The organism is Sorangium sp. So ce834 (genome assembly GCF_051521425.1).
Classification (GTDB): domain Bacteria; phylum Myxococcota_A; class Polyangia; order Polyangiales; family Polyangiaceae; genus Sorangium; species Sorangium cellulosum_D.
On sequence record NZ_CP150351.1, the window covers coordinates 2,748,254 to 2,770,918 of the forward strand.

At 73.9% G+C, this 22,665-nt stretch carries 16 protein-coding genes; 14 read left to right on the plus strand and 2 right to left on the minus strand.

What is annotated here, in order from left to right:
• Positions 1–10: 10 nt before the first annotated feature.
• Positions 11–805 carry a hypothetical protein gene (locus tag WMF20_RS09780; RefSeq protein WP_437612665.1) on the plus strand — a complete coding sequence of 265 codons (795 nt, stop codon included), beginning with the start codon at positions 11–13 and terminating at the stop codon, positions 803–805.
• Positions 806–810: 5 nt separating this feature from the next.
• On the opposite strand, the gene WMF20_RS09785 is transcribed toward WMF20_RS09780, so the two are convergent.
• The gene (locus tag WMF20_RS09785; RefSeq protein ID WP_437612667.1) at positions 811–1,407 is read right to left on the minus strand and encodes a Uma2 family endonuclease; all 597 of its coding nucleotides are present in this window, start codon (positions 1,405–1,407) and stop codon (positions 811–813) included.
• A gap of 74 nt (positions 1,408–1,481) precedes the next feature.
• Here WMF20_RS09785 and WMF20_RS09790 point away from each other — a divergent pair, with 74 nt between their 5' ends.
• The 10 genes from WMF20_RS09790 (at position 1,482) to WMF20_RS09835 (ending at position 18,179) form a co-directional block, all read left to right on the plus strand.
• Entirely contained in the window at positions 1,482–2,654 is a 1,173-nt protein-coding gene (locus tag WMF20_RS09790; protein WP_437612669.1) for a hypothetical protein, read from the plus strand.
• Positions 2,651–6,193 (plus strand): hypothetical protein, encoded by a 3,543-nt coding sequence (locus WMF20_RS09795; protein WP_437612671.1) that lies wholly within the window; start codon positions 2,651–2,653, stop codon positions 6,191–6,193. The genes WMF20_RS09790 and WMF20_RS09795 overlap by 4 nt, the downstream gene beginning before the upstream one ends.
• Before the next feature lie 220 nt (positions 6,194–6,413).
• On the plus strand, positions 6,414–7,232 hold the full coding sequence (gene pssA, locus WMF20_RS09800; RefSeq protein WP_129574093.1) for a CDP-diacylglycerol--serine O-phosphatidyltransferase: 819 nt from the start codon (positions 6,414–6,416) through the stop codon (positions 7,230–7,232).
• An 84-nt stretch (positions 7,233–7,316) separates the two neighbouring features.
• Positions 7,317–7,718 carry a hypothetical protein gene (locus WMF20_RS09805; protein WP_129574094.1) on the plus strand — a complete coding sequence of 134 codons (402 nt, stop codon included), beginning with the start codon at positions 7,317–7,319 and terminating at the stop codon, positions 7,716–7,718.
• A 224-nt stretch (positions 7,719–7,942) separates the two neighbouring features.
• Positions 7,943–8,854 carry a cytochrome c biogenesis protein CcsA gene (gene ccsA, locus WMF20_RS09810; protein ID WP_437612674.1) on the plus strand — a complete coding sequence of 304 codons (912 nt, stop codon included), beginning with the start codon at positions 7,943–7,945 and terminating at the stop codon, positions 8,852–8,854.
• A gap of 5 nt (positions 8,855–8,859) precedes the next feature.
• Entirely contained in the window at positions 8,860–10,449 is a 1,590-nt protein-coding gene (gene hemA, locus WMF20_RS09815; RefSeq protein ID WP_437612676.1) for a glutamyl-tRNA reductase, read from the plus strand.
• Positions 10,450–10,453: 4 nt separating this feature from the next.
• On the plus strand, positions 10,454–11,350 hold the full coding sequence (hemC, locus tag WMF20_RS09820) for a hydroxymethylbilane synthase (RefSeq protein ID WP_437612678.1): 897 nt from the start codon (positions 10,454–10,456) through the stop codon (positions 11,348–11,350).
• A 172-nt stretch (positions 11,351–11,522) separates the two neighbouring features.
• Complete coding sequence (locus WMF20_RS09825) at positions 11,523–13,121, plus strand: glycoside hydrolase family 57 protein (protein ID WP_437612680.1); 1,599 nt, start codon at positions 11,523–11,525, stop codon at positions 13,119–13,121.
• A 694-nt stretch (positions 13,122–13,815) separates the two neighbouring features.
• Entirely contained in the window at positions 13,816–14,907 is a 1,092-nt protein-coding gene (locus WMF20_RS09830; protein ID WP_437612682.1) for an efflux RND transporter periplasmic adaptor subunit, read from the plus strand.
• 44 nt (positions 14,908–14,951) lie between these two features.
• Positions 14,952–18,179: an efflux RND transporter permease subunit gene (locus WMF20_RS09835; RefSeq protein WP_437612684.1), complete on the plus strand. Its 3,228-nt coding sequence runs from the start codon at positions 14,952–14,954 to the stop codon at positions 18,177–18,179.
• A 107-nt stretch (positions 18,180–18,286) separates the two neighbouring features.
• Here WMF20_RS09835 and WMF20_RS09840 read toward each other — a convergent pair whose 3' ends face one another.
• Entirely contained in the window at positions 18,287–19,435 is a 1,149-nt protein-coding gene (locus WMF20_RS09840; RefSeq protein WP_437612686.1) for a S1C family serine protease, read from the minus strand.
• 114 nt (positions 19,436–19,549) lie between these two features.
• On the opposite strand from WMF20_RS09840, the gene WMF20_RS09845 reads away from it, so the two are divergent.
• The 3 genes from WMF20_RS09845 to WMF20_RS09855 all read left to right on the plus strand — a co-directional run bounded on the left by WMF20_RS09845 (position 19,550) and on the right by WMF20_RS09855 (position 22,611).
• The gene (locus WMF20_RS09845; RefSeq protein ID WP_437612688.1) at positions 19,550–21,274 is read left to right on the plus strand and encodes a DUF885 domain-containing protein; all 1,725 of its coding nucleotides are present in this window, start codon (positions 19,550–19,552) and stop codon (positions 21,272–21,274) included.
• Positions 21,275–21,330: 56 nt separating this feature from the next.
• Positions 21,331–21,858 carry a hypothetical protein gene (locus WMF20_RS09850; RefSeq protein WP_437612690.1) on the plus strand — a complete coding sequence of 176 codons (528 nt, stop codon included), beginning with the start codon at positions 21,331–21,333 and terminating at the stop codon, positions 21,856–21,858.
• 279 nt (positions 21,859–22,137) lie between these two features.
• Positions 22,138–22,611, plus strand: coding sequence for a hypothetical protein (locus WMF20_RS09855; RefSeq protein WP_129574102.1), 474 nt, complete (start codon positions 22,138–22,140; stop codon positions 22,609–22,611).
• Positions 22,612–22,665 lie beyond the last annotated feature (54 nt).

The following is a 22,665-nucleotide window of genomic DNA, read 5'->3' on the forward strand; positions in this document are numbered from 1 at the left end:
TGAGGGGGCTATGCGAAATCGTACTGTATTCGCGATCTCGTTCCTGGGCCTGATGAGCGTCTGTTTGCCGGCCTGCGTGGGTGAGGCCGAGCCCTCCGAGGAGGACAGCGAGACGGCGGCGCAAGAGGTGTTCACGCGGAACGCGTTCACGAAGAACGCGCTCAAGGCCAGCGCGCTCACGACCGACAGGTTCGCGACGGCGGCGCTCACGGGCAATCCGCTGACCACCGACGCGATCGCCGGCAGCAGCGATGTCCTGAACGCGCTCCGGGATCCGCTGGCCCGCGAGTTCCTGAAGTATGCTGTGGGCTGCGCGCTCCCGGCGGGGCAGTCGGTGGAGGTCTCCCTGGACGGCGAGGCTCACGTCTTCGAGGGGGATGTCGGTCTTTCACCCGAGTGGGGCAGGGCGCACGGGCACTGCAACGCGCGATGCCAAGGGTGGGTGTCCGCCTGCATGCTGGCCAGGGTCAACCACCTCGGGGAGAGCGTCCCTATCTCGATGCGCGGCCAGAACAAGGCCCTTGAGCTGGAGACCGCGGAGCGGGAATCCTTCCCTCACCGGGAGGGGGCTTATTTCGGCGATCTCTTCGCGCCGGAGCAGCTCCGGTTCGCGTGCAGGTCGCCCGGATCGACGCTCATCCGCCGCGTGTGCGGCGGGACGGGCGCGGACGCGGACGGCTGCGTCGTCGAGGTCCTCGGCGAGTGCGACGATCACTGCGGCCGCCCGGCGTCGGACGGCAGCTTCCGGAACTGCTCCGGCGGCGGCCATACGACTCCGACGACGGTGACGATCTTCCGGCAGTAGCGGGGTCAGGTCCCCGCCGCGGGCTCCTCGTCGGCCCCGAACAGGGCGCCGACCGGCAGCTCCACGGCCTCGAACGGCTCGGCGCGCGCGCGGTCGCCGGGGCCGGCGGTGAGCGCAGCGAGGTAGCCGTCTGCCGTCCAGCGCAGCACGGTGAGGGTCTCGTTCTGCGGGTCGACGATCCAGTAATGAGTGATCTGGAATCGGTGATAAACGCGTAGCTTCTTGACGAGATCGTTGCTGGCGTTCGAGGCGGAGAGCACCTCGCAGACCCAGTCGGGCCTGCTCTTCACGGGCCGACCGCTCGGGCGCTCGGGGGTGCGCTCGCGGCGCCAGCCGGCGATGTCGGGGCGGTAGACCTCATGCGGATCGAGCTCGATCTCGACCTCGGGGAGGATCCACCACCCTCCGGGATGACCGCCGCCCGGGCGGCGATGGAAGGGGCCGCGCAGGCGGGCGATCACCTCGCCCTGCGCGTCGCTGTGCTCTGCGCTCGGGTTCGCCTTCTCGACGATCGCGCCGCCGATGATCTCGGCGCGCACGTCAAGAGGCAGCCGCGCGAGATCTTCGGCGGTGGCGCGACCGAGCGGCGAAGCAGTTGCCATGCCGGAAGTGTACCGCATCCGGCCGCGGGCCTCCCCGCGACGGCTCCCCGCTTTCGTACTAGAGTCGCGCCGCCATGAACCGACGGCTGCCCGCCCTGCTCGCCTGTCTGCTCCTCGCCGCCTGCGCCTCGCCGGAACCCCGGCCGAAGGAGCCCCTCGGCCAGATCCCCGAGGCGACGACCACGGCGAAGCCCGAGTGGCTCCCCTTCCGCATCCGCGCCGGCAAGAGCGTCGCCGCCGATCCGCGCGAGAAGCACCTCGCCGACCTCCGGCAGCTCACCTTCGCCGGCGAGAACGCAGAGGCCTACTGGTCGCCCGACGGCAGGAAGCTCATCTTCCAGTCGACCCGCGACGGCAGCGCGTGCGACCAGCAATACGTGATGGACTTGGAGAGCGGCGAGGTCCGCCGGGTCTCGAACGGCCAGGGCAAGACGACCTGCGGCTACTTCCTCTTTCCCGCGCCCCCGGCCCCGGCGCAGCCGCGCGTCCTCTTCGCCTCCACCCACGCCGCCGGCGAGGCGTGCCCGCCGAAGCCGGATCACTCGCAGGGCTACGTGTGGCCGCTCGACGAGTTCGACATCTACACCGCGAACGCCGACGGCTCGGATCTCCGCCCCCTCATCCAGGGGAAAGGCTACGACGCCGAGGCCACCGTCGCGTTCGACGGCTCGCGCCTCGTGTTCACGAGCACGCGCGACGGGGACATCGAGCTCTACACCGCGAAGCTCGACGGCTCCGACGTCCGGCGCATCACGAGCACGCCCGGCTACGACGGCGGCGCCTTCTTCTCGCCCGACTCGACCAAGCTCGTCTGGCGCGCGAGCCGCCCGACCGGCGCGGCGCTCGACGACTACCGCGCGCTGCTCGCCAAGGGGCTCGTCCGCCCGAGCGCCCTCGAGATCTTCGTCGCGGGCGTCGACGGGCAGAACCCGCGCGCGGTGACGAGGAACGGCCGCGCCAACTTCGCGCCCTACTTCCTGCCGGACTCGCGGCGGCTCGTCTTCGCCTCGGATTTCAGCACCCCGCAGGGCGCCCGGGGCATGCCGAACTTCGATCTCTACCTGGTCGACTCCGAGGGGCCCCCGGGGCCCGACGGCGTGCCGCCCGTCGAGCGCGTCACGTTCTACGAGGGCTTCGACAGCTTCCCGATGTTCTCGCCGACCGGCGAGCACGTCGTCTTCGCCTCGAACCGGTACGGCGCGAAGCCCGGCGAGACAAACCTGTTCGTGGCCCGCTGGGTCGAATGACCGCGCCGCCGCCGCGGCGCCGCGCGCCGCTCGCCCTGGCGTCGGCGTGCGCGCTCGCGGGCTGCTCCAGCGCCCCGGCGCAGCCGTCGCGCCCCGCCGCGGCCGTGCTCCCGCCGGCCGACATCGCGGGCGCCGCCTACGCCTCGCCGGCGCGCTGGAGCTACCACCCGGCGCCGCCCGAGGCCGCGGTCGCGTGGGCGCCGTCCACCGGCGGCGGCTGCGTCGTCGTGGCCCAGGGCGGCCAGCGCTGGACGGTGACGCCCGAGCCCCGGGCGGCCGCGGCGGCGCGGCCGGACGCCGCCGCGCCGCCGGGCGCCGCCGCGCCGCCCGCCCGGTGCGCGGGGCAGGGCAGGACGAGCGCCGCGCCCGCGCCCGAGGAGCTCACCGCGATCGTGCGGCGCTCGCCGGCCTCGTGGGTGTTCGTCGGCGCGAGCGGCGCGATCTACGAGGCCACCTCGCCGCTCGGCCCGTTCACGCGGACGCTGTCGCCGCCGGAGCCGCTCGTGCAGCTCGCGGGCGCCGGCGGCTCGCTGCTCGGGGTGACCCGGGCCGGCGGCGTGCTCCGCTGGCGCGAGGATCTCGGGTGGAAGCCGGTGCCGCTCGACGGCGCCGCGGCGCAGGCCGGGTCCCCGCCGCGCGCCTTCGGCGTCGCGATGACCGAGGGCGGCCGCGCGCTCGCGCTCGCGCTGCCCGAGGCGCTGTTCGCGAGCGAGGACGGCGGCGCCACCTGGGCGCGGGCGCCGCTCCCGGCCATGGGCCTCTCGCGGGTCGGCGCGCTCGGCGGCGAGCTCCTCGCCGAGGGCCTCCTCGCGTCGGCGACCTGGGATCCGCGGCGCGCGCCCGCGTTCTCGCGCGGCGCGGCGACGCTCCCGCGCGCCGACGTCGAGCTCGCCATCGCGGCCCCGCGCGCGCCCTCCGCCGCCGCGGTGTGGCTCGGGCGGGCGGCGATCGCCGGCGAGCGGTACGTCGAGGCGGTGCGCCCGGACGACGCCGGCGCGCCGTGGCGCCTCGCGAGCGGCCCCATCGACGGGCCGCTCAAGGAAGCGCCGCTGCCGGGCACGGGCGAGTGCGGGAGCATCAGGCTCGGCGCGAGCGGCCGGCGGGTCGTCGCGGTGTGCGCCGAGCCGGACGGCGACCGCATCGTGGCGCGGGTGCTCCGCAGCGACGACGGCGGCGACGCGTGGTCGCCGGCCGCCACGCTGGAGACGGCCGACATCGACCAGGTCGGCGTCGCGGTGGCGCCCGAGGGCGCGGCGCTCCTCACCGGCGTCTGCCGGCCGAGCGACGGCGCGGACGGGTGCAAGCCGACCGCGCCGCTGCTCCTCACCCGCGACGGCGCCCGCGACGCCCGCGACGCGGTGACCCTCGCGGCGGCCCCCACGCTCAGCGCCCCCGCCGCGCTGCCCGCGTTCTCGGCGGACGGCCGCTCCGCCTATTTCCTCGGCTACCGCGGCAAGGACGAGCGCCTCGCGCTGTTCGTCTCGCACGACGGCGGCGAGACCTTCGCGCCGCGGCCGCTCGACGCGACCGCCGGGGCGCAGGCGGCGCCGGGGGGGGACGAGGACGAGGACGAGGACGCCGAGGGCGGCCCGGGCGAGGGCGCGTCGCCCGAGGGGCTCGAGATCGTCGAGGAGAGCGCGCTCCGCCCCGCGGACGACGGCGCCGTGGGCCTGCTGCTCTCGGATCGCGGCGCGCTCACGTACCTCACCGCCGACGAGGACGGCCGGGTGCTCACGGCGGCGGTCGCGCCGGCGGAGAGCGCGGCGCTCGCCGGCTTCGGGCGGCGCGTGGTCGCGCTCTCGGCGCGGGCGTCGCGCGCGCGCGCCGACGGCGAGGACGTCGCGGCGCTCTGGGAGTCGCTCGACGGCGGCGTGACCTGGGCGGAGCTCCCGGAGATGCCGGCGCTCTCGCGCGAGCTCGCCCAGGCGCCGGTCGCGGTCGCGTGCGGCGCGAGCGGCTGCCTCTTCGGCGACGCGGCGACCCGCGTCGGCTGGGGCGGCCAGGCCGAGGGCGCGCCGCCGCGCGCGCCGGAGCCTGCGCCGCGCGCCCAGCCCGCCGTGCGCACGCCCATCGTCTGCGAGACGCTGCCGTCCTCGAAGTGGACGCGCGTCGACCACGTCGACTCGAGCGGCTTCGGCCTGCCCGACGCCGACGAGCTCCTGCGCGGCCGGTCGGTCTGGTCGTTGCTCACGCGCGCCCCGAGCGGCGCCATCGACGTCGTCTCCGCGACGCTCCCCGAGTCCGGCGCCGGCGAGGCGCGCGTCGTCACGCGATCGCTCCTGCCCGCGGTGCCGGCGGGGCTCGGGGGAGCGCGGGTGGCGACCAACCTCACCGCGCAGATGGAGGGCTACGCCGCGGCGCGCGTGCGGCTCCCCGGCGGCGCGGCGAAGCCGGGCGCGCCGCTGCGCAACGTCGAGGTCGCGTGGGAGAACTGGCTGGACGGCACCTCGGGGCGCGGCGTCATCCCCGACGCCGGCCCGGTCGAGCTCGGCGACGTGAAGCCCGCTCCGGACGCCGCGCGAACGACGCCTCGGGGCGCGCGCCCTCAGCCCGGCCAGCGCCGCGCGCCCGCGCCGCCCCCCGAGGATTTCTACGACCCCGCGCTCCTGTCGGTCTCGCTGCGCGGGATCTTCCTCCGCCCGCACTCCGCCAGCGCGCACTCGGCGCTCACGTTCTTCTACGAGCCGCCCGGCAAGCTCCAGCGCTTCGATTTCCCGTCCTGGCCCGCGTCGGGCCTCCACGGCACGCTCGACGTGCGCGCCGACGCCGTCGTCGCGGACGGCCAGCCCGTCGGCGTGGGGATGGTCCGGCAGGCGTCGAACGGCCCGGTGACCGCGATGCTGCTCGCGCACCGCCCGGCCCCGGCGCCCACCGCCGGCGCGCCCACCCCGCCTGGCCCGGGCGCCGCGTGGGCGATCGACGCCGTGACCGTCGCGCCTCCCGCGGGCCGCGATCGGATCGTGCACACCGACTGGACCTACGCGGGCACGTCGATCGGCGTGACGACCCTGGTCGCCGATCCACGGCATGCGATCGCCTGGGCCCTGTTCCAGCCCTTTCGCAAGGACGGAACGCTCGGCCCTGCGCGGCCGCTGCCGACGCCGTTCGATCTCGGCGACGCGCCGCGCCCGTGCTCTGCCGCCGATCGCGCCGCGACCGCGCGCCATGAAGCGCCGCTCTTTCTGGGCAGCGAGGCCCTGTTCCCTGGCACGCGCCACCCCGTCGTCGTCATCGACGCCGCTGGCCCGTCGGGCGCGCCCGAGGTGATGGTGCTCCTGACCGCCTCCACGGTGCTCCACGGCACGCCGTCCGCGCCGTGCGTCGCCGGCTGGGATGCCCGGGCGATCGGGCGGGCTCCTCTTTCCGCGATCCTCCCCGGCGATCTCGCGCAGTCGTGGCTGTTCCGGGCCGCGGCGGGCTCGTCCGGCGCGACCGGCACGGCGATCGAGCTCCGCCGCATGACCTGCCGCTTCGATCCGGGCGCGAAGGTCCCGGAGGCGGTATGGAGCGAGCCGGCCACGGCGCGCGCCGAGCGCTGAGCGCGCGCGCCGAGCGCTGAGCGCGCGCGCCGAGCGCTGAGCGCGCGCGCCGAGCGCTGAGCGACGGCCGAAAAAGGACGGATGAAACGCAGCAGAGGGTGCGATGAAACGCTCCTGGATCCCGGCTCGCGGTAACCTTCTAGCGGTCCGCGTCTGCGCTTCGGCGCTTGCGTTCGTGGTCTGTGCGGCGATAGCCTGGCCTGCCTGAAAGGGAGGCGGCATGATCCGGAAGCGACGGCGGTTGGAGCTCAGGAAGACGCTGTTCCTGCTTCCGAACCTGATCACGCTCTCATCGATATTCTGCGGCTTCGACTCGATCCGGCGCTCGGCGACCGCGCAGTCGGAGGATGATTTCTACCGCGCCGCGCTGCTCATCGTCTTCGCGATGTTCTTCGACACGCTCGACGGGCGCGTCGCGCGGATGACGAAGACCCAGAGCGCCTTCGGCCTGCAGATCGACTCGCTGGCCGATATCGTCTCCTTCGGCGTGGCGCCGTCGATGCTCGTGTACCAGTGGACGCTGCACCGCTTCGATCTCGCGGGGCTGCTCGTGTCGTTCGTCTTCACGGCGTGCGGCGCGGTCCGGCTGGCGCGCTTCAACGTCCTCTCCATGGGCGAGGCGGGCAAGCCCACGAAGCCCTCGAAGTACATCGTCGGCCTGCCGATCCCGGGCGCCGCGGGGATCCTGGTCTCGATCGTGGTGGCCAACCACGCGGCCGCCGGCGACATCGGCGGCGAGCGCTACGCGCCGGCGATCCTCGTGACCACGACGATCCTGTCGCTGCTGATGGTCTCGACGATCCGGTTCCGCTCTTTCAAGGATCTCCGGCTCAACGTCCGCACGGTGCTCTTCGTCGCGTTCGCCGTCGGCTCGAGCGCGGTGATCTCGACGCAGCTGCAGCCTGCGTTCGTGCTCGTGTGGCTGCTCGGCTTCTACGTGCTGCTCGGGATCTTCGAGTCGCTCTGGCACCTGCCGGCGCGCCTCCGCGGCCTGTCGCGGGACTCGGCGCCTCCGCCCCGGGTGCCCCCTCCGGCCTGACGCGGGGCCCGGCCGCTGGCCGACCCCGGGCCGCCGGCATCGCGGCCCCACCGCTCGGGCCTGTTTTTGAGTAGACTGCCCGCGATGAAGAACCGCGTGTTCTTTCCGCAGGCCGCGCTCGACGACTGGATCGCGAGCGACCGCGTCGATCTGAACAACGACGAGCTTCTGATCAAGACCGAGGGCCGCCGCTACAAGATCATCGAGGCGATCCGCGTGCTCCGCGAGGTGACGGGCTCGGCGGACATCCACGAGGTCCTCGGCCGGGTCAAGACGCGCGCGTTCCTGCGGGAGCTCGGGGCGGAGATCCTCGAGGGGTCGATGATCATCGGCGACAACGCTTACGACGTGATCCCGGGGTTCATCGGCGCGCCGGTGGGCACGTTCGCCGAGCACCGCAAGGCCGCGCCCGCGTCGACCGCCACGAACAGCAGCCTGACCAGCGACGAAGAGCTCCTCGCCGCGTTCCTGACGAGCAAGATGTAGCGCCGTCGCACCGCGGCGCGGCGGTCCCCGGCCCGGGCGCGGCGGCGCCTCGATCTCCGGCGCCCCGTCGGGCGCGACGGCGCCCCCGGCGCGGCGGGCGCCCCGGGGGCTCCCGCCCACCCTCGAACGGCAGCGCCGTGCTGTCGGGCCGGCTCCGACGAGGGTACGCGCCCGCCTCCGAGCCCGGCGGGCCATCCCCGGTAAGGCAGGCTATAACGGGGGCCATGCCCGAGGTCATCTCCGGGATCAGCTTCGCGCTCGCGCTCCTGTTCTACGGCGCGGCCAGCGCGCTCTTCTTCCTCGACGTCGCCCGCAGCCGCGCGCGGCTCCCCTCCACGGGGGAGCTCACGGGCCTGCTCGGCGGCGGGGCGCACGCCCACGACCCCGCCGCCCGGCCGAGCTCCACCGCCGCCGCGCGCGCCTCGCGGCACGCGCCCCTGCTGCTCGGCCTGGGCGCCCTCGGGCACGCGACCTACGTCACGCTCGCCAGCTTCGTCGCGCGCGTCTGCCCGGTCCAGTCGGTCCACTTCATGCTCTCGGTCGCGTCCCTCCTCGCGATCGCCGTGTACCTCGTCGCCCGCCGTCGCTTCCGCATCGACGCGCTCGGGCTCCTCATCGGGCCGCTCGGGCTCGCCTTCCTGCTCGGCACCTTCTTCCTCGGCAAGCCGCACCCCGAGCCGAAGCTCAGCCCGCTGTTCATCGCGGCCCACGTCATGGCGAACCTGCTCGGGATCGCCCTCTTCCTCCTCGCCGGCGCCGCCGCCGCGCTCTACCTCGTCCAGGAGAAGCGCCTCAAGCGGAAGCGGCACGTCGAGCGCATGGGCAGCCTCCCGCCGCTCGACACCCTCGATCGCGCAGTCCACCGGTTCCTGATCGCCGGCTTCCCCTTGCTGACGCTCGGCATCGTCACGGGGACGTACTGGGCGCACCAGCTCGAGATGGGCAGCACCGAGGAGGTGATGCGCGTCATCTTCGGCTACGCCACCTGGCTCCTCATCGCGCTCGTGCTGCTCCTGCGCGCGGCCGCCGGCTGGCGCGGCCGCCGCGCCGCGTACGGCACCATCGCGGGGCTCGCCTGCGCCGCGGCGGTGCTCGTGATCTACCTCATCCGCCCCGCCGCGGGGCTCGGAGGCTAGCGCCCGTGATCTTCGTCGGGCTCTCCCACAAGACCGCGCCCATCGAGGTGCGCGAGCGGCTCGCGATCGGCCGCGACCGGCTCCCCGAGGTGCTCGGCCGCCTCACCGCGCACCCCGCCATCGGGGAGGCGCTCGTGCTCTCCACCTGCAACCGCGTCGAGGTCTACGCCTCGCCGCGGCAGCAGGCGCCCGGGCTGTCCCGCCCCGGCGGCGCCGCGCCGCCGTCCGACGAGGAGCTCGCGGCCGACAACGAGGCGCTGCGCGCCGCCGTCGGGGTCCTCGTCGGCCTCGGCGGCGACGGCGTCCGCGGCCACCTCGCCGGCCGCGTCGGCGGCGATGCCGTCCTCCACCTCTTCCGCGTCGCCGCGTCGCTCGACTCGATGGTCGTCGGCGAGCCGCAGATCCTCGGGCAGATGAAGGAGGCCATCGAGATCGCCCGCGGGGCGAAGGCCCTCGGCGCGCGGCTCGGCCGCGCCGCCCACCGCGCGATCAAGGTCGGCAAGCGCGTGCGCACCGAGACGGCGATCGGCGCGGGCCAGGTCTCGGTCTCCAGCGTCGCCATCGATCTCGCCCGCCAGATCTTCGCGGATCTCGCGGGCCACACGGCGCTGCTCATCGGCGCCGGCGAGATGGCCGAGGCCGCCTCGAAGCTCCTCGTCCGCGCCGGCGCCCGCCTCGTCGTGGTCAACCGGAGCCTGGATCGCGCGGCCGCGCTCGCGCGCGAGGTCGGCGGCGAGCCCCGCCCCTGGGCCGAGCTCGAGCGCGCCGTCATCGACGCCGACATCGTGATCTCGTCGACCTCGAGCCCGAGCTACGTGGTCACGCTCGACCTCGTCCGCCGGGCCCGCAAGGCCAGGAAGGGCCGGAGCCTGTTCCTCATCGACATCGCGGTCCCGCGCGACATCGACCCTGCCGTCAACAAGCTCGACAGCGTCTACCTCTACGACGTCGACGATCTCTCGCAGATCGTGGCGCAGTCGGTCGAGGGGCGCGCCGCCGAGGCGGCGCGGGCCGAGGCGATCGTCGCGGACGAGGCGCACGCCTTCGAGACGTGGACGCTCGAGCGCGCCCTCACGCCCACGATCGTGGGGCTCAGGGCCCGCACGCGCTCCATCCTCGCGGCCGAGGTCGAGCGCAGCCTCGCCGGCAAGCTCCGGCACCTCGGCCCGGCCGAGCGCCAGGCGCTCGCGCTGATGGTCGACGCCGCCACGAACAAGCTGCTCCACGTGCCCACCACCCGCCTCCGCGCCATGGCCGCCGATCCCCGCGTCGCCGAGCACGTCGACTCGCTCCGCGAGCTCTTCGACATCGACGGCGCGCCGGCGGACGGCGCCGCCGCGGTGCTCGCCGAGGGGGAGCTGCGCGGCGCCGCGGAGGGCCCTCCCACGCCGCGGTCCGCCCGCGGGGCAGCGCCGCCCCCCTCCGGCGCGCGCGGCGCCTCGCCGCGGCAGGCCGACCCGCGCCCTCAGGTCGCGGACGACGACGGCCGCTACGCCCGGCAGCCCAGCGCGCGCCCCCAGCCCGCCGAGGCCGGCGTCATGGCCGTCGCGAATCCGGCCGCGGCCGTGCGCGCAGCTGGGTTAAAGGGAGCGTGACCCCATGGAGCTCACCCTCGCCACGCGCCGCTCGGCGCTCGCCCTCGCCCAGTCCCGCGCCTTCGCTCGTTCCCTCGAGGCGGCGGTGCCCGATCTCTCCCTCCGCGAGCTCGAGGTGGTGACCTCGGGCGACAAGACACAGGATCGCTCGCTCCAGGACATCGGCGGCAAGGGGCTGTTCATCAAGGAGCTCGAGGAGGCGCTGCTCGACCGGCGCGCCGATTTCGCGGTCCACTCGATCAAGGACGTCCCCGCCGAGATCGCCCCGGCGCTGTGCCTCGCCTGCATCCCCGCGCGGGAGGATCCTCGCGACGTGATCGTCACCCGGAGCGGCGCCCCGCTCGCGGAGCTGCCGGCGGGCGCCCGGGTCGGCACCTCGAGCCTCCGCCGGGCGGTCGCGCTGCGCGAGGCGCGCCCGGATCTCGCGATCGAGCCGGTCCGCGGCAACGTCGACACGCGCCTCCGCAAGGTGTTCGACGGGACGTTCGACGCCGTGGTGCTGGCGCTCGCCGGCCTGAAGCGGCTCGGCCTCGCCGATCGCGCGACCGAGGTCCTGTCGCCCGAGGTGTCGCTGCCGGCGATCGGCCAGGGGGCGCTCGGCATCGAGTGCCGCGCCGACGACGCCGGCGTGCGCGGCGTCCTCTCGGCGCTCTCGGACCGCGAGACCACCGTCTGCGTCACGGCGGAGCGGGCCGTGATGGCGGCCGTGGAAGGCAGCTGCCGGACGCCGGTGGCCGCCTACGCGGTGCGGGACGGCGGCGCGCTCTGGCTGCGGGCGTTCCTCGCCGAGCCCGACGGCTCCCGGCTGCGAAGGGCCGAGCGGCGCCTCCCGTGGCCCGGAGACGAGCGCGAGGCCGCGCGCCTGGGGGAGGACCTCGGGATGGAGCTCAAGAAAGGCTGAGGCGCACGAACCGACGCCGGAATTCCGACGCCCCGGGGCGATCTCGATTGGGAATTCCTGCGACGGAAATCGTGGGCTCCGCCCAGCCGCGCCGGCGGTCGGCCCCGCGCTTCCCGCGCCGGCGCGCCCGTGCGAGATCGCGCCCGCCGGCCTCTCCCGCCGGTCAGCGCTCATGCCGGGCTACGTCGCCCTCGTCCTCCACGCCCACCTGCCGTACGTGCGCCACCCCGAGCACGCGCGCTCGCTGGAGGAGCGCTGGCTCTTCGAGGCGCTCTGGGAGTGCTACCTCCCGCTGCTCGGCGTCCTCGATCGCCTCGCCGCCGATCGCGTCGTCGCCCCGCTGACCCTCTCCGTCTCGCCGCCGCTCCTCGCGATGCTGCGCGACGAGCTGCTCCTCCGCCGGTTCGAGGATCACCTCCGCCGCCTCACCGCGCTCGCCGCCCGGGTCGAGGCCCGCTTCGCCGGGAGCGGCTTCGCGGCGGCCGCCGCGTTCTACCGCGCGCGGCTCGCCGGCGCGGCGAGCGCCTGGGCGGCGCTGGGCGGCGACGTCCCCGGCGCCCTCCTGCGCCACGCCGCGGCGGGCCGCGTCGAGCTCCTCACCACCGCCGCGACGCACGCGTACCTGCCCGGCCTGCTCCCCACGCCGGCGTCGATCCGGGCGCAGATCCGGCTCGGCCGCCGCGCCTTCGCGGCCCTCACGGGCGCGCCCGAGCCGCGCGGCTTCTGGCTGCCCGAGTGCGCTTACGCGCCCGGCATCGACGCCGATCTCGCCGCGGCCGGCGTCCGCTTCACCGTGCTCGACGCCCACGCCCTCGCGCTCGCCGCGCCAGCGCCGTCCGCCGGCGCGTCCGTCCCCGTGCGCTCGCCTTCCGGCGTCGCGTGCTTCGGGCGCGATCGCGACAGCGCGCGCGAGGTCTGGTCGCGCGACGCCGGCTACCCGGGCCACCCGGTCTACCGCGAGTTCTACCGCGACGTCGGGCTCGACCTGCCCGAGCGCGAGCTCGACGGGGAGATCGGCCCCGGCGGCGCCCGGCTCATGACCGGCCTCAAGCTCCACCGCGTGACCGGGCCCGGCCCCGACAAGGCGCCTTACGACCCGGCCCGCGCGTCCGCCCAGGCGCGCGCCCACGCCGCGGCGTTCGTGGTCCGCCGCGAGGCCGCGCTCGCGTCGATCTGCGGCGCGCCGGCCCCGCCCGTCCTGGTGGCCCCGTACGACGCCGAGCTCTTCGGCCACTTCTGGCTCGAGGGGCCCGAGTTCCTCGAGCACGCCCTGCGCGGCCTCGCCGCCTCGGATCGCGCCGTCCCCATCGCGCTCGGCGCGTACCTCGAGCGCCACCCGCCCACGGAGGTCGTCGCGCCCGCTGCGTCCACGTGGGGCGAAGGCGGCTTCGGCGCGTTCTGGACCGGCCCGAGCGCGGCGCGCCTGTGGCGGCACGCCCATCACGCCGAGCGCGCGGTGCAGCGGGCGCTCTCGCGCTGCCGCGGCGCGGGCGGCCTGCCCGGCCGCGCGCTGGACCAGGCGATCCGCGAGCTCCTCCTCCTCCAGTCGAGCGACTGGGCGTTCATGATGTCCGCCGGCGACATGGTCCCCTACGCGGAGGCGCGCACCCGCGCCCACGCGGCCCGCGCCCGCCGGCTCGCGGGCCTCGCCCAGGAGCCCTCGGCCGCTCCCGCCGACGTCGCCTGGCTCGACGCGCTCTGCGCGCTCGACCCGTTCCTCGCCGAGCTCTCGGGCCCTGCGCTCCAGGACGCCTTCGACCCGTGGCGATGAGCGGCGTCTCCACGGCGCTGCCCCGTCTCCGGACACCTCCGGAGGTCAGGCGCTGAACCGCTTTCAGCATCGCGAATACACACACACGGGAATGCGCCTTCGCTGAAATGTTCTATGGCGGAATTTGTCGCGACCGCTGGCGGCTTGCTCCGAAGCGCAGCACTCTTGCGCCCCGCGGAGGCCGTGGCGCGCGGCGCTGAGGAGCGCGCATTCGCGCGGCGGCTCACCGTTCCGGCGCCGCCTTTCCGGACGATGACCGGCGATTCACCGCTCGGTTTCATTGCCGATCGTCGGCCGGAGCAACCCCGCGCGCGGCGCGCAGCACGTTTTCCTCGGCCATGGCGGCATAAAGTGCGAGAGGGACGGAGACATTGGCCGGAGCACCCCCTTGATGACCGGCCGGTCAGCACCCTACTGTGGTGCCCGCCAGCTTTGCTCCTGGACCGCACCGGCAGGCGCTGGCAAAGAACCGGGCGGACTCCCCATGACACATCCTCCTTGCGGACCCGAGCGCCGTATCGCTCGACGGGTTTTCGGCGCTCGTAGCGCCGCCTCGAATCACTCCCGCGCCGCCGTCGTCGCGGCGCTCCTCGCTGCGCTCGCGGCGACCACGCTGACCGCCTGCAAGCGCCCGGACGCGGAGGCGAAGCCCGCGCCCGCGCGCGACACCGCCGCGCCTCGCGAGAAGCCCGCCGTGCGCTTCGGGAAGGTGGCCACGCGCGCGCTCCCGCAGACGCTCGACATCAGCGGCACGCTCGTCGCCGACGAGAGCAGCGAGGTGGCGACGCAGGTCGCCGGCTCGGTCGTGAGCGTCGAGGTCGACGTGGGCTCCCGGGTCAAGAAGGGCGACCCGCTGGTCGTGCTCGACGCGCGCAACCTGGCGCTCCAGTCGCAGGCGGCCTCCGCCGCCGTGGCGCAGGCCCGGGCCAAGCTCGCGCTGCAGCAGGGCGCGTCGCCGAAGGACATCGATCCCGACCAGGTGCCGGAGGTCCGGGCCGCGAAGCAGAGCATGGAGCTCGCGAAGGCCGAGGCCGAGCGCGTGAAGCAGCTCTTCGATCAGGGCGCCGTCGCCCAGTCGACCTGGGACGCGGCGCGCACGCAGGCGCAGAACGCGACCGCGCAGTACGAGGCCGCGGTCAACGGCATCCGCGCGACCGTCGCCGCGCTCTCGTCGGCGCAGGCGCAGGCGGGGCTCGCGTCGAAGTCGGTGTCCGACACGACGGTGCGCGCGCCGTTCGACGGCGCCGTCGCCGAGAAGCGGATCAGCGTCGGCGAGTTCGCGAGCCCGGGCCGCGTGGTGGCGGTCGTGGTCCGCGACAACCCGCTGCGGCTCCGCATCGACGTGCCCGAGGCGGACATCGCGAGCATCGAGATCGGCAAGCCGGTCCGCATCTCGGTCGCCGCCTTCCCCAATCGCACGTTCCCGGGCGTCGTGAAGCGCATCGGCGCGAGCCTCAAGGCCTCCTCGCGCACGCTGCCCGTCGAGGCCGAGTTCGACAACAGCGAGGGGAAGCTCCGGCCCGGCCTCTTCGCGCAGGGTCAGCTGGCGCTGACCGGCGAGTCAAAAACGGCGCTCCTCGTGCCCGAGGCGGCGATCGGCACCTCCGGGACGAGCGCGCGCGTGTTCGTGAGGTCCGGCGATCGCGTGACGGAGCGGCTGGTCAAGACCGGGCGCAAGGTCGACGGCCTCGTCGAGGTGATCGGCCCGGTCGCCGACGGGGAAGAGGTCGCGATCGACAACGTGAGCGAGCTGGCGGACGGCATCGAGATCGCGGCGGCGCAGTGAGCCGAGCGCACCGCGCGTCTCATTACTGAAGAAAGGTAGCGACCATGCAATGGCTCGCGGCAATCTGCATCCGTAGGCCGGTGTTCGCGTCGGTGATCGTCCTGCTCCTGACGGTGCTCGGGGCGTTCTCCTACTTCGGCCTCGGCGTGGACCGGTTCCCCAAGGTCGAGTTCCCGTTCATCGTCGTGACGACGGTCCTCCCCGGCGCGGCGCCCGAGGAGGTGGAGACGGAGATCTCCGACAAGATCGAGTCGGCGGTCAACACGATCAGCGGCATCGACGAGCTGCGCTCCGCGTCGGTCGAGGGGCTCAGCCAGGTCATGATCTCCTTCCAGCTCGAGAAGGACGTCGACGTGGCCGCGCAGGAGGTGCGCGACAAGGTCGAGGGCATCCTCGCGGAGCTCCCCGAGGGCATCGATCCGCCGGTCGTGGGCAAGCTGGATCCGGACGCCGCCCCGATCCTCACGCTCGCCGTCTCGTCGCCGAAGGCGAGCGTCCGCGAGGTGACCGAGTTCGCCGACAAGACGCTGCGGCGCGAGCTGGAGTCGCTCGCCGGCGTCGGCCAGGTGCTGGTCATCGGCGGCCGCAGCCGCCAGATCAACATCTGGATCGATCCGGAGAAGCTCGAGAAGTACTCGCTGACGGGCGGCGTGGTGGCCCAGGCGCTGGCGAGCCAGAACGTCGAGATCCCCGCCGGCCGGATCGAGCAAGGGGGCAGGGCGCTCACCCTGCGGACGCGCGGCCGCGTGCAGTCGGTCGAGCAGATGGCGGACATCGTGCTCGCGAACCGCGACGGCTACTCCGTCCGGCTCGGCGACGTCGCCGAGGTCCAGGACGGCATGGCGGAGCCGGAGTCCGCCGGCTTCCGCGGGCTCGACCCCGCCGTGCTCCTCAGCATCCGCAAGCAGAGCGGGACGAACACCGTCGAGGTCATCGACGGCCTGAAGGCGCGGATCAGCGACGTCGAGAAGCGCCTCCCGCCGGGCTACCAGATCGTCATCGCGCGCGATCAATCGGAGTTCATCAAGAACTCGGTCAACGCCGTCAAGGAGCACCTCGTGCTCGGCGCGCTGCTCGCCGCGATCATCGTCGCGCTGTTCCTCGCGAACGCGCGCAGCACGATGATCTCCGCGATCGCGATCCCGACGAGCATCATCTCCACGTTCGCCCTGATGAGGGTGGCGGGCTTCACGCTCAACGGGATCACGCTCCTCGCCCTGACGCTGGCGGTCGGCATCGTGATCGACGACGCGATCGTCGTCCTCGAGAACTGCTACCGCTGGATCGAGGAGAAGGGCGCGAGCCCGTGGGAGGCGGCGCTCCAGGGCACGCGGGAGATCGGCCCCGCGGTGCTCGCGACGACGCTCTCGCTGGTCGCGGTGTTCCTCCCCGTCGCGTTCATGAGCGGCATCGTCGGCCGCTTCCTGAACTCGTTCGGCCTCACCATGGCGTTCTCGATCCTGGTCTCGCTGATCGTGAGCTTCACCCTGACGCCGATGCTGTCGGCGCGGTGGCTGAAGAAGCCGAACAAGGACGCCTCCCACAGCTCCAAGGAGTCGCGCTTCTACGGGCCGATCGAGCGCGGCTACATGTCGCTCCTCCGCTGGTCGATGGCGCACCGCTGGGTGATCGTGCTCGCCTCGTTCCTGGCCCTGTTCTCGATCCCGGTCCTCGGGGGCCTCGCGAAGTTCAACTTCCTCCCGGTCGAGGACGAGTCGCAGTTCCAGGTCACCATGCGCGCGCCCGAGGGCGTGAGCCTCGACGGGACGCGCGTCATCGCCACGCGGCTCGCCTCGGACATCGAGAAGCTCCCGGGCGTGAGCTACACGCTGACGACGATCGGCGACGATCCGCAGAAGACGCCGAACCTCGCCAACATCTACGTGAAGCTCAAGCCCGTGAGCGAGCGCGAGCTGTCGCAGCAGGACCTCATCGACCGGGCCCGGCGCGAGCTCCAGCCGAAGTTCGACGCGGAGAAGCTCCGGGCGAGCATCGGCGTCGTGCCCGCGTTCTCCGGCGGCCAGAGCGCGCAGATCGCGTACCAGGTGCAGGGCCCCGACCTCCAGAAGATCGGCCAGTACTCCGACGCGCTGCTCCAGAAGCTCAAGGCGATGCCGGGCGTCGTGGATCCGGACACGTCGCTGCTCGTCGGCAAGCCGGAGATCCGGGTGGAGATCGACCGCAAGAAGGCCGCCGATCTCGGCGTCCAGGTCGGCGACGTGGCCAGCACCCTGCGCCTCCTGGTCGGCGGGTACAAGGTGTCGACCTACAACGAGGGCGGGGAGCAGTACGAGGTGCGCGCGCGCGCGCTGCCGAGCTTCCGCTCCGACAAGGAGGGCCTCGCGAAGATCACGGTGCCGTCGACCAAGCTCGGCGCGGTCACGCTCGACAACGTGGTCACGTTCAACGAGGGGACGGGCCCGTCGCGCATCGAGCGGTACAACCGCCAGCGGCAGGTCATGCTGATGGCCAACCTCGAGGCCGGCTACTCGCAGCAGACGGTCGTCCAGGAGCTCGACAAGGCGGTGGCGCAGATGAACCTGGCGCCCGGCTACTCCGCCGGCCCCGTCGGCGCGTCGAAGGAGCTCGCCAAGATGATGAAGAGCTTCCTGGTCGCGCTGCTCCTGTCGTTCGTCTTCATGTACCTCGTGCTCGCAGCGCAGTTCGAGTCGTGGCTGCACCCGATCACGATCCTCCTGTCGCTGCCGCTGACGGTGCCGTTCGCGTTCATCTCGGTCATCATCTTCCGGCAGTCGCTCAATATCTTCTCGCTGCTCGGCATCGTCGTGCTGTTCGGCGTCGTGAAGAAGAACTCGATCCTCCAGATCGATCACACGATCAAGCTGCGCGAGCACGGCTTGCCGCGCGCGCAGGCGATCCTGGAGGCGAACCGCGACCGGCTCCGGCCCATCCTGATGACCACGCTCGCGTTCGTGGCCGGCATGATCCCGCTCGTCGCCTCGAGCGGCGCGGGCTCGGGGACCAACCGCGCGACCGGGTTCGTGATCATCGGCGGGCAGACGATGGCGCTCCTGCTGACGCTGCTCGCGACCCCGGTCGCCTACTCGCTCTTCGACGACGTCTCGTCGTGGCTGAAGCGGGTCCTGCCCTTCATGCGGGGCAACGACGATCCGGAAGCGCCCCGCGGGGCGGGGGAGGGCGGCGTCGCTCCGGCGGGCGACGGGGTCGTCGCGGCGGGCCATCACGGCGCCGCGGCGCGCGCCGCGATCGCGCACGAGGGCGGCCGGCCGGTGGGGGCGCACCTCGACTAGCCGCACTGCCTGGCGGCGCTCGGGGGCCGCGGCGCGCCGCGCCCGGCCCCCGTCGCTGCCGCGACGCGGCGCCGCCACCCCGCGCGGCGCTCCCCGCGACGCGCCGGTCACTGCATGTCGCCGTGCACCTTGCGCAGGATCACATCCAAGAGACCGTCGAACGCGTCGCGCATCGCCCAGGCCTGCGCGGCGTTGTCGTCGAGCCCGGCGGCCTTGCGGCGGCCCTCGGCGAGCGCCTGCCGCGGGCCCCGGCACGAGGGGCCGAGCCGGCGCTCCATGTCGAGCGAGGCGCCCTCGTAGATGTGATAGCAGGACGCGAAATCCCCCTGGTTGTAGAGCGGCGAGCCGACCTGGATGGCGCCGTCCATCGTCCGCGCCAGCACGAGGAGATCCCCCTCGGTGCAGCCGCGGAGGATCGCGATCGCGTGGTGGGGCACCGAGCGCTTGACCGCCGGCAGCGCCTGCTCGTCGTCGGCCGTCTCGGCCGCGAACGTCGAGAGCGGGACCGGGTCGGGGCGCACGAGCAGCAGCTTGAGGTAGTCGGCGGGCACGCCGAAGTTGAGGTTCTGCCCCTGCGTCGCCACCGCGGCGGCGACGCCGATCACCTCGCCGCGCTCGTTGAACAGCGGCCCGCCCGAGGAGCCCGGCGCGATCGGCGCGGAGATCTGCAGCAGCGTCAGCGCGGGATCGACCACGCGGACCGCGCTCACGAGGCCGTTCGACACGGTGTCCGCGAGGCCGAGCGGATGCCCGATCGCGACCACGGGATCGCCCGGGCGCACCGCGCGGCTGTCGCCCAGGGGCAGCAGCGGGAGCTTCCGCGGCGCGTGGATCCGGACGATCGCGAGATCCCGGTCCTCGTCGAACGCGAGCACCTCGAGCACCGGGTGCTCGCTCTGGTCCCAGAGGACGACCTTGAGATCCGGGATGCCGGCGATGACGTGGAAGTTCGTCGCGATCCAGCCGTCCTCGCGGACGAGGAAGCCCGCCCCCAGCGAGCCGTCGCCGCGGATCGTCACGACCGCGGGCGTGGCGCGCGCCGCGATCTGGGCCGGCGTCATCGCGGCGGGCGGGGGCGCCGAGCTCGCCGGGCGGCCTGCTGAGCCGGCGCAGCCGAGCGCCGCGAGCGCCGCCGCGGCGAGGAGCCCGGAGAGGCGCGGCCAGCGGGACCGCCGCGGCCGGGGACGCGAGAGAGGGGCGGCGCTCGGGCGCTCGTCGTCGTCGTGGAGCTCGCCTTTCAGGCTGCGGTGGTTCATGTCGCTCCCCGGGGCCGCCCCGTGAGCGGCCTCTCTCCGCAAGCGTAACGAAGACCCGACGGGTCGTCCCGCGTGCACGAAGAAATTCCGGGCGCGGCCGCCTATGCTGTCGCGGTGAGCCAAGACCACGACGCGCGCGATCCTATCTTCGCCCTCAGCGACGAGTTCGTCGCAACCTTCGCCGCACAATGTCCTGCCCACGCCACCCTGGCGGGCATCCCGTGCGACGACGGCGCCTGGAACGACTGGAGCCCGAGCGGCGCCGCGTCCTGGGCCTCGACCGTCGCGTCCTTCGAGGAGAGGCTCCGGGCGCTGCCGCCCCCGGGTCGCGGGCCGGAGGCGCGGTGGGGCCGCCTCGCACGCCGTGTGATGGCCGATCACCTGGACGAGCGGCTCGACGATTTCCGTCACGGCGAGCACCTGCGCGACCTCAACAACATCGAGTCGGCGTTCCAGCACCTCCGGGTGGTCTTCGACCTCATGGACGTGCGCAGCGCGGCCGGCTGGGACGCCATCGCGTCGCGCCTGGAGGGGCTCCCGCGGGCCTTCGACGGCTACCGGGCGTCGCTGGAGGAGGGGCGCCGAACGGGCCAGGTCGTCGCGCGCCGCCAGGTGCGCGCCGTCATCGAGCAGGCGCGCTACCAGGTCGGCGAGGCGTCGTTCTTCCTCACGCTGCCCGCCGCCTACGAGGCGTCCGGCTGCGCCACGGACGCCGGCCGCGCGCGCCTCGCCGCCGGCGTCGCGCGGGCGCGCGCCGCGTTCGGCGCGTTCGCCGATTTCCTGGAGCAGACGTACCTGCCGAGCGCGCGCGCCGCGGACGCCGTGGGCGAGGAGCGTTATCTGCGCATGGCGCGCCGCTTCCTCGGCGCGACCATCGATCCGATCGAGACCTACGCCTGGGGGTGGTCCGAGGTGCACGACATCGAGGCCCGGATGGCGCGCCTCGCCGGCGAGATCCTCCCCGGCGCGTCGCTGCCCGACGTGATCGAGCTGCTCATGACCGAGCCCGCCCGGTGCGCGCACAGCGCCGACGAGTTTCTCCGCCTCATGTCCGAGCGCCAGCGGAAGGCGCTCGCCGAGCTCGACGGCGTCCATTTCGACATCCCCGAGCCCATCCGCCACATCGAGGTGAAGCTGGCGCCGCCGGGCGGCGCGCTCGGCGCGTACTACATGCCCCCGAGCGACGGCTTCAAGCGGCCCGGCACCGTCTGGTACGCCGCCGGCGACAAGCAGCGGTTCCCGCTCTACGAGGAGATCACCACGGCGTACCACGAGGGCTTCCCCGGCCATCACCTGCAGTGCGCGCTCCAGGTGCACCTCGAGGACCGGCTGAGCCGGCTCCACCGCTTCCTGGTGACGTGCTCCGGCTTCGCCGAGGGGTGGGCGCTCTACGCCGAGCAGCTGATGTACGAGCTCGGCTACTTCGAGCGCCCCGACTACGTGCTCGGGATGCTCGCGGGCAAGCTCACGCGCGCCTACCGCGTCGTCCTCGACATCGGCATGCACCTCGACCTGCCGATCCCCCGGCACGCCCCGCTCCACGCCGGGGAGCCGTGGAGCTACGAGATCGCGGTCGAGTACCTCCACCGGCGCGCCTTCCTCGCGCTGGATCTCGCGCACAGCGAGGCGACGCGCTATCTCGGCTGGCCGGGGCAGGCGATCTCGTACAAGGTCGGCGAGCGGGTCGTCCTGGAGCTGCGCGAGGAGCTGCGGCGCCGGCAGGGCGAGGCCTTCGATCTGAAGGCGTTTCACGCCAAGATGATCGGCTCGGGCTCGGTCGGGCTCGATCACCTGCGCGAGATCGTCCTCGAGGGCGCGGAGGACGGGGCGCTGCGCTGAGTCGCGCTCGCCTCGATCGGCTCGACGCGCGGCCGCGCGCGTGCCAATCGAGGCGGGTGAGCTCTCCCCCGGCGAGCGAGATCCCCGAGGCGCGGCCGAGCGGCTCGGACCTGTGCACCGCGTGTGGCTTGTGCTGCACGGGGCTGCTCTTCGACGTCGCGCCGCTCGAGGAGCACGAGCTCCCGCTCGCCGAGAAGCTGCGCCTGCCGCTCGCGTGCAACCAGTACCACGACGCCTTCAGGCTGCCGTGCCCGTGCCACCGCGACCGGAAGTGCACCGTCTACGAGACGCGCTTCTCCGTGTGCAGCAGCTACGAGTGCGGCCTGCTCCGGCGCTGCAACGCGGGCGAGGTGCCGCTCGGCGAGGCGCTGTCCCGCGTCGAGCGCGTGCTCCGCCTGACGGACGCCGTGCGCCGGCGCGTGCCCCCGCTGGAGCCGTCGCGCCCGCTCTGGGACGAGGCCCGCGAGCACCTCCGCCAGCGCGACGCCGAGGACGCGTCGCCGGCGTGGCGCAGCGAGCGGGAGTCGCTCGTCGCCGCGCTCGCCGAGCTCAGGGCCGCCTGCAGGGAAGGGCTCGATCCGTAGCGCCGGCGGCGCTGGAGACGCCGCCTTCCAGGGGAGAGCGGGGATCGGGCTCCCCGCGGCTCGCGCTGGCTCGAACCGCCGATCTGCAGAGTTGCTCCGGGGAGATCTCGCTTCGCCGCGCGCTCGTACAGAGCGCCGAGACCCGCGATCGGGGCCGCGGCGACTCCCGCGCTGCGCCCCGGTCGAGCGCGGTTCGTCCTCGACTTCGCGCGTCGCGGGCAGGGCCCAGCGGGCTCGTCCGGCCTCCCGGTGGCCAACGCCGCGCCGTATATATTGTCGATGGAACCGAAGATCCGCCGACTGACCAACAAGTATTCCGCCATCACGGCGGTGGTGAGCTTCGTCACGCAGCCCATTCCCGGCGCAGACGAGCTGATCGTGGTTCCCATCCATTACTGCTTTTCCGTGTCGCTGACGCGGGCGCGGGGCGTGCCGCTCCTCCGGGCTCCGTGGCTTCAGGTGAGCAAGATCATCTGGGGCGGAGCGGCTGTGCGGCTCTTCGCCAACTTCACGCTCGGCCTCGTCCCGGTCGCCGGTCTCTTCTCCAACGCGATCACCGCCGTGGCGCTGACCGAGCTCCTGGGCCGTTACCTCGACGGTGCGCTGAGCAGCCCGGCGGCGCCTCCGCCGATCTCCCTGAGGACGATCCGAGACGTGGTGGCGGGCTCGCGCCGAGCGAGGAGATCTCGGCGATCGTGGCCCGCGATCCGTCGGGCCTTCCAGCGGCCTGTCCCCGGGCCGACCCCGGCTTGAGCCGCCGGCGGCCGCGGCGCGGGCCGCCGCGGCCGCCGCGCGCGGGGCGGTCTC

Coding starts and splice junctions, on each gene's coding strand:
- WMF20_RS09780 (WP_437612665.1), top strand. CDS start 11: ATGCGAAATCGTACTGTATTCGCGATCTCGTTCCTGGGCCTGATGAGC.
- WMF20_RS09785 (WP_437612667.1), bottom strand. CDS start 1,407: ATGGCAACTGCTTCGCCGCTCGGTCGCGCCACCGCCGAAGATCTCGCG.
- WMF20_RS09790 (WP_437612669.1), top strand. CDS start 1,482: ATGAACCGACGGCTGCCCGCCCTGCTCGCCTGTCTGCTCCTCGCCGCC.
- WMF20_RS09795 (WP_437612671.1), top strand. CDS start 2,651: ATGACCGCGCCGCCGCCGCGGCGCCGCGCGCCGCTCGCCCTGGCGTCG.
- pssA (WP_129574093.1), top strand. CDS start 6,414: ATGATCCGGAAGCGACGGCGGTTGGAGCTCAGGAAGACGCTGTTCCTG.
- WMF20_RS09805 (WP_129574094.1), top strand. CDS start 7,317: ATGAAGAACCGCGTGTTCTTTCCGCAGGCCGCGCTCGACGACTGGATC.
- ccsA (WP_437612674.1), top strand. CDS start 7,943: ATGCCCGAGGTCATCTCCGGGATCAGCTTCGCGCTCGCGCTCCTGTTC.
- hemC (WP_437612678.1), top strand. CDS start 10,454: ATGGAGCTCACCCTCGCCACGCGCCGCTCGGCGCTCGCCCTCGCCCAG.
- WMF20_RS09825 (WP_437612680.1), top strand. CDS start 11,523: ATGCCGGGCTACGTCGCCCTCGTCCTCCACGCCCACCTGCCGTACGTG.
- WMF20_RS09835 (WP_437612684.1), top strand. CDS start 14,952: ATGCAATGGCTCGCGGCAATCTGCATCCGTAGGCCGGTGTTCGCGTCG.
- WMF20_RS09840 (WP_437612686.1), bottom strand. CDS start 19,435: ATGAACCACCGCAGCCTGAAAGGCGAGCTCCACGACGACGACGAGCGC.
- WMF20_RS09855 (WP_129574102.1), top strand. CDS start 22,138: ATGGAACCGAAGATCCGCCGACTGACCAACAAGTATTCCGCCATCACG.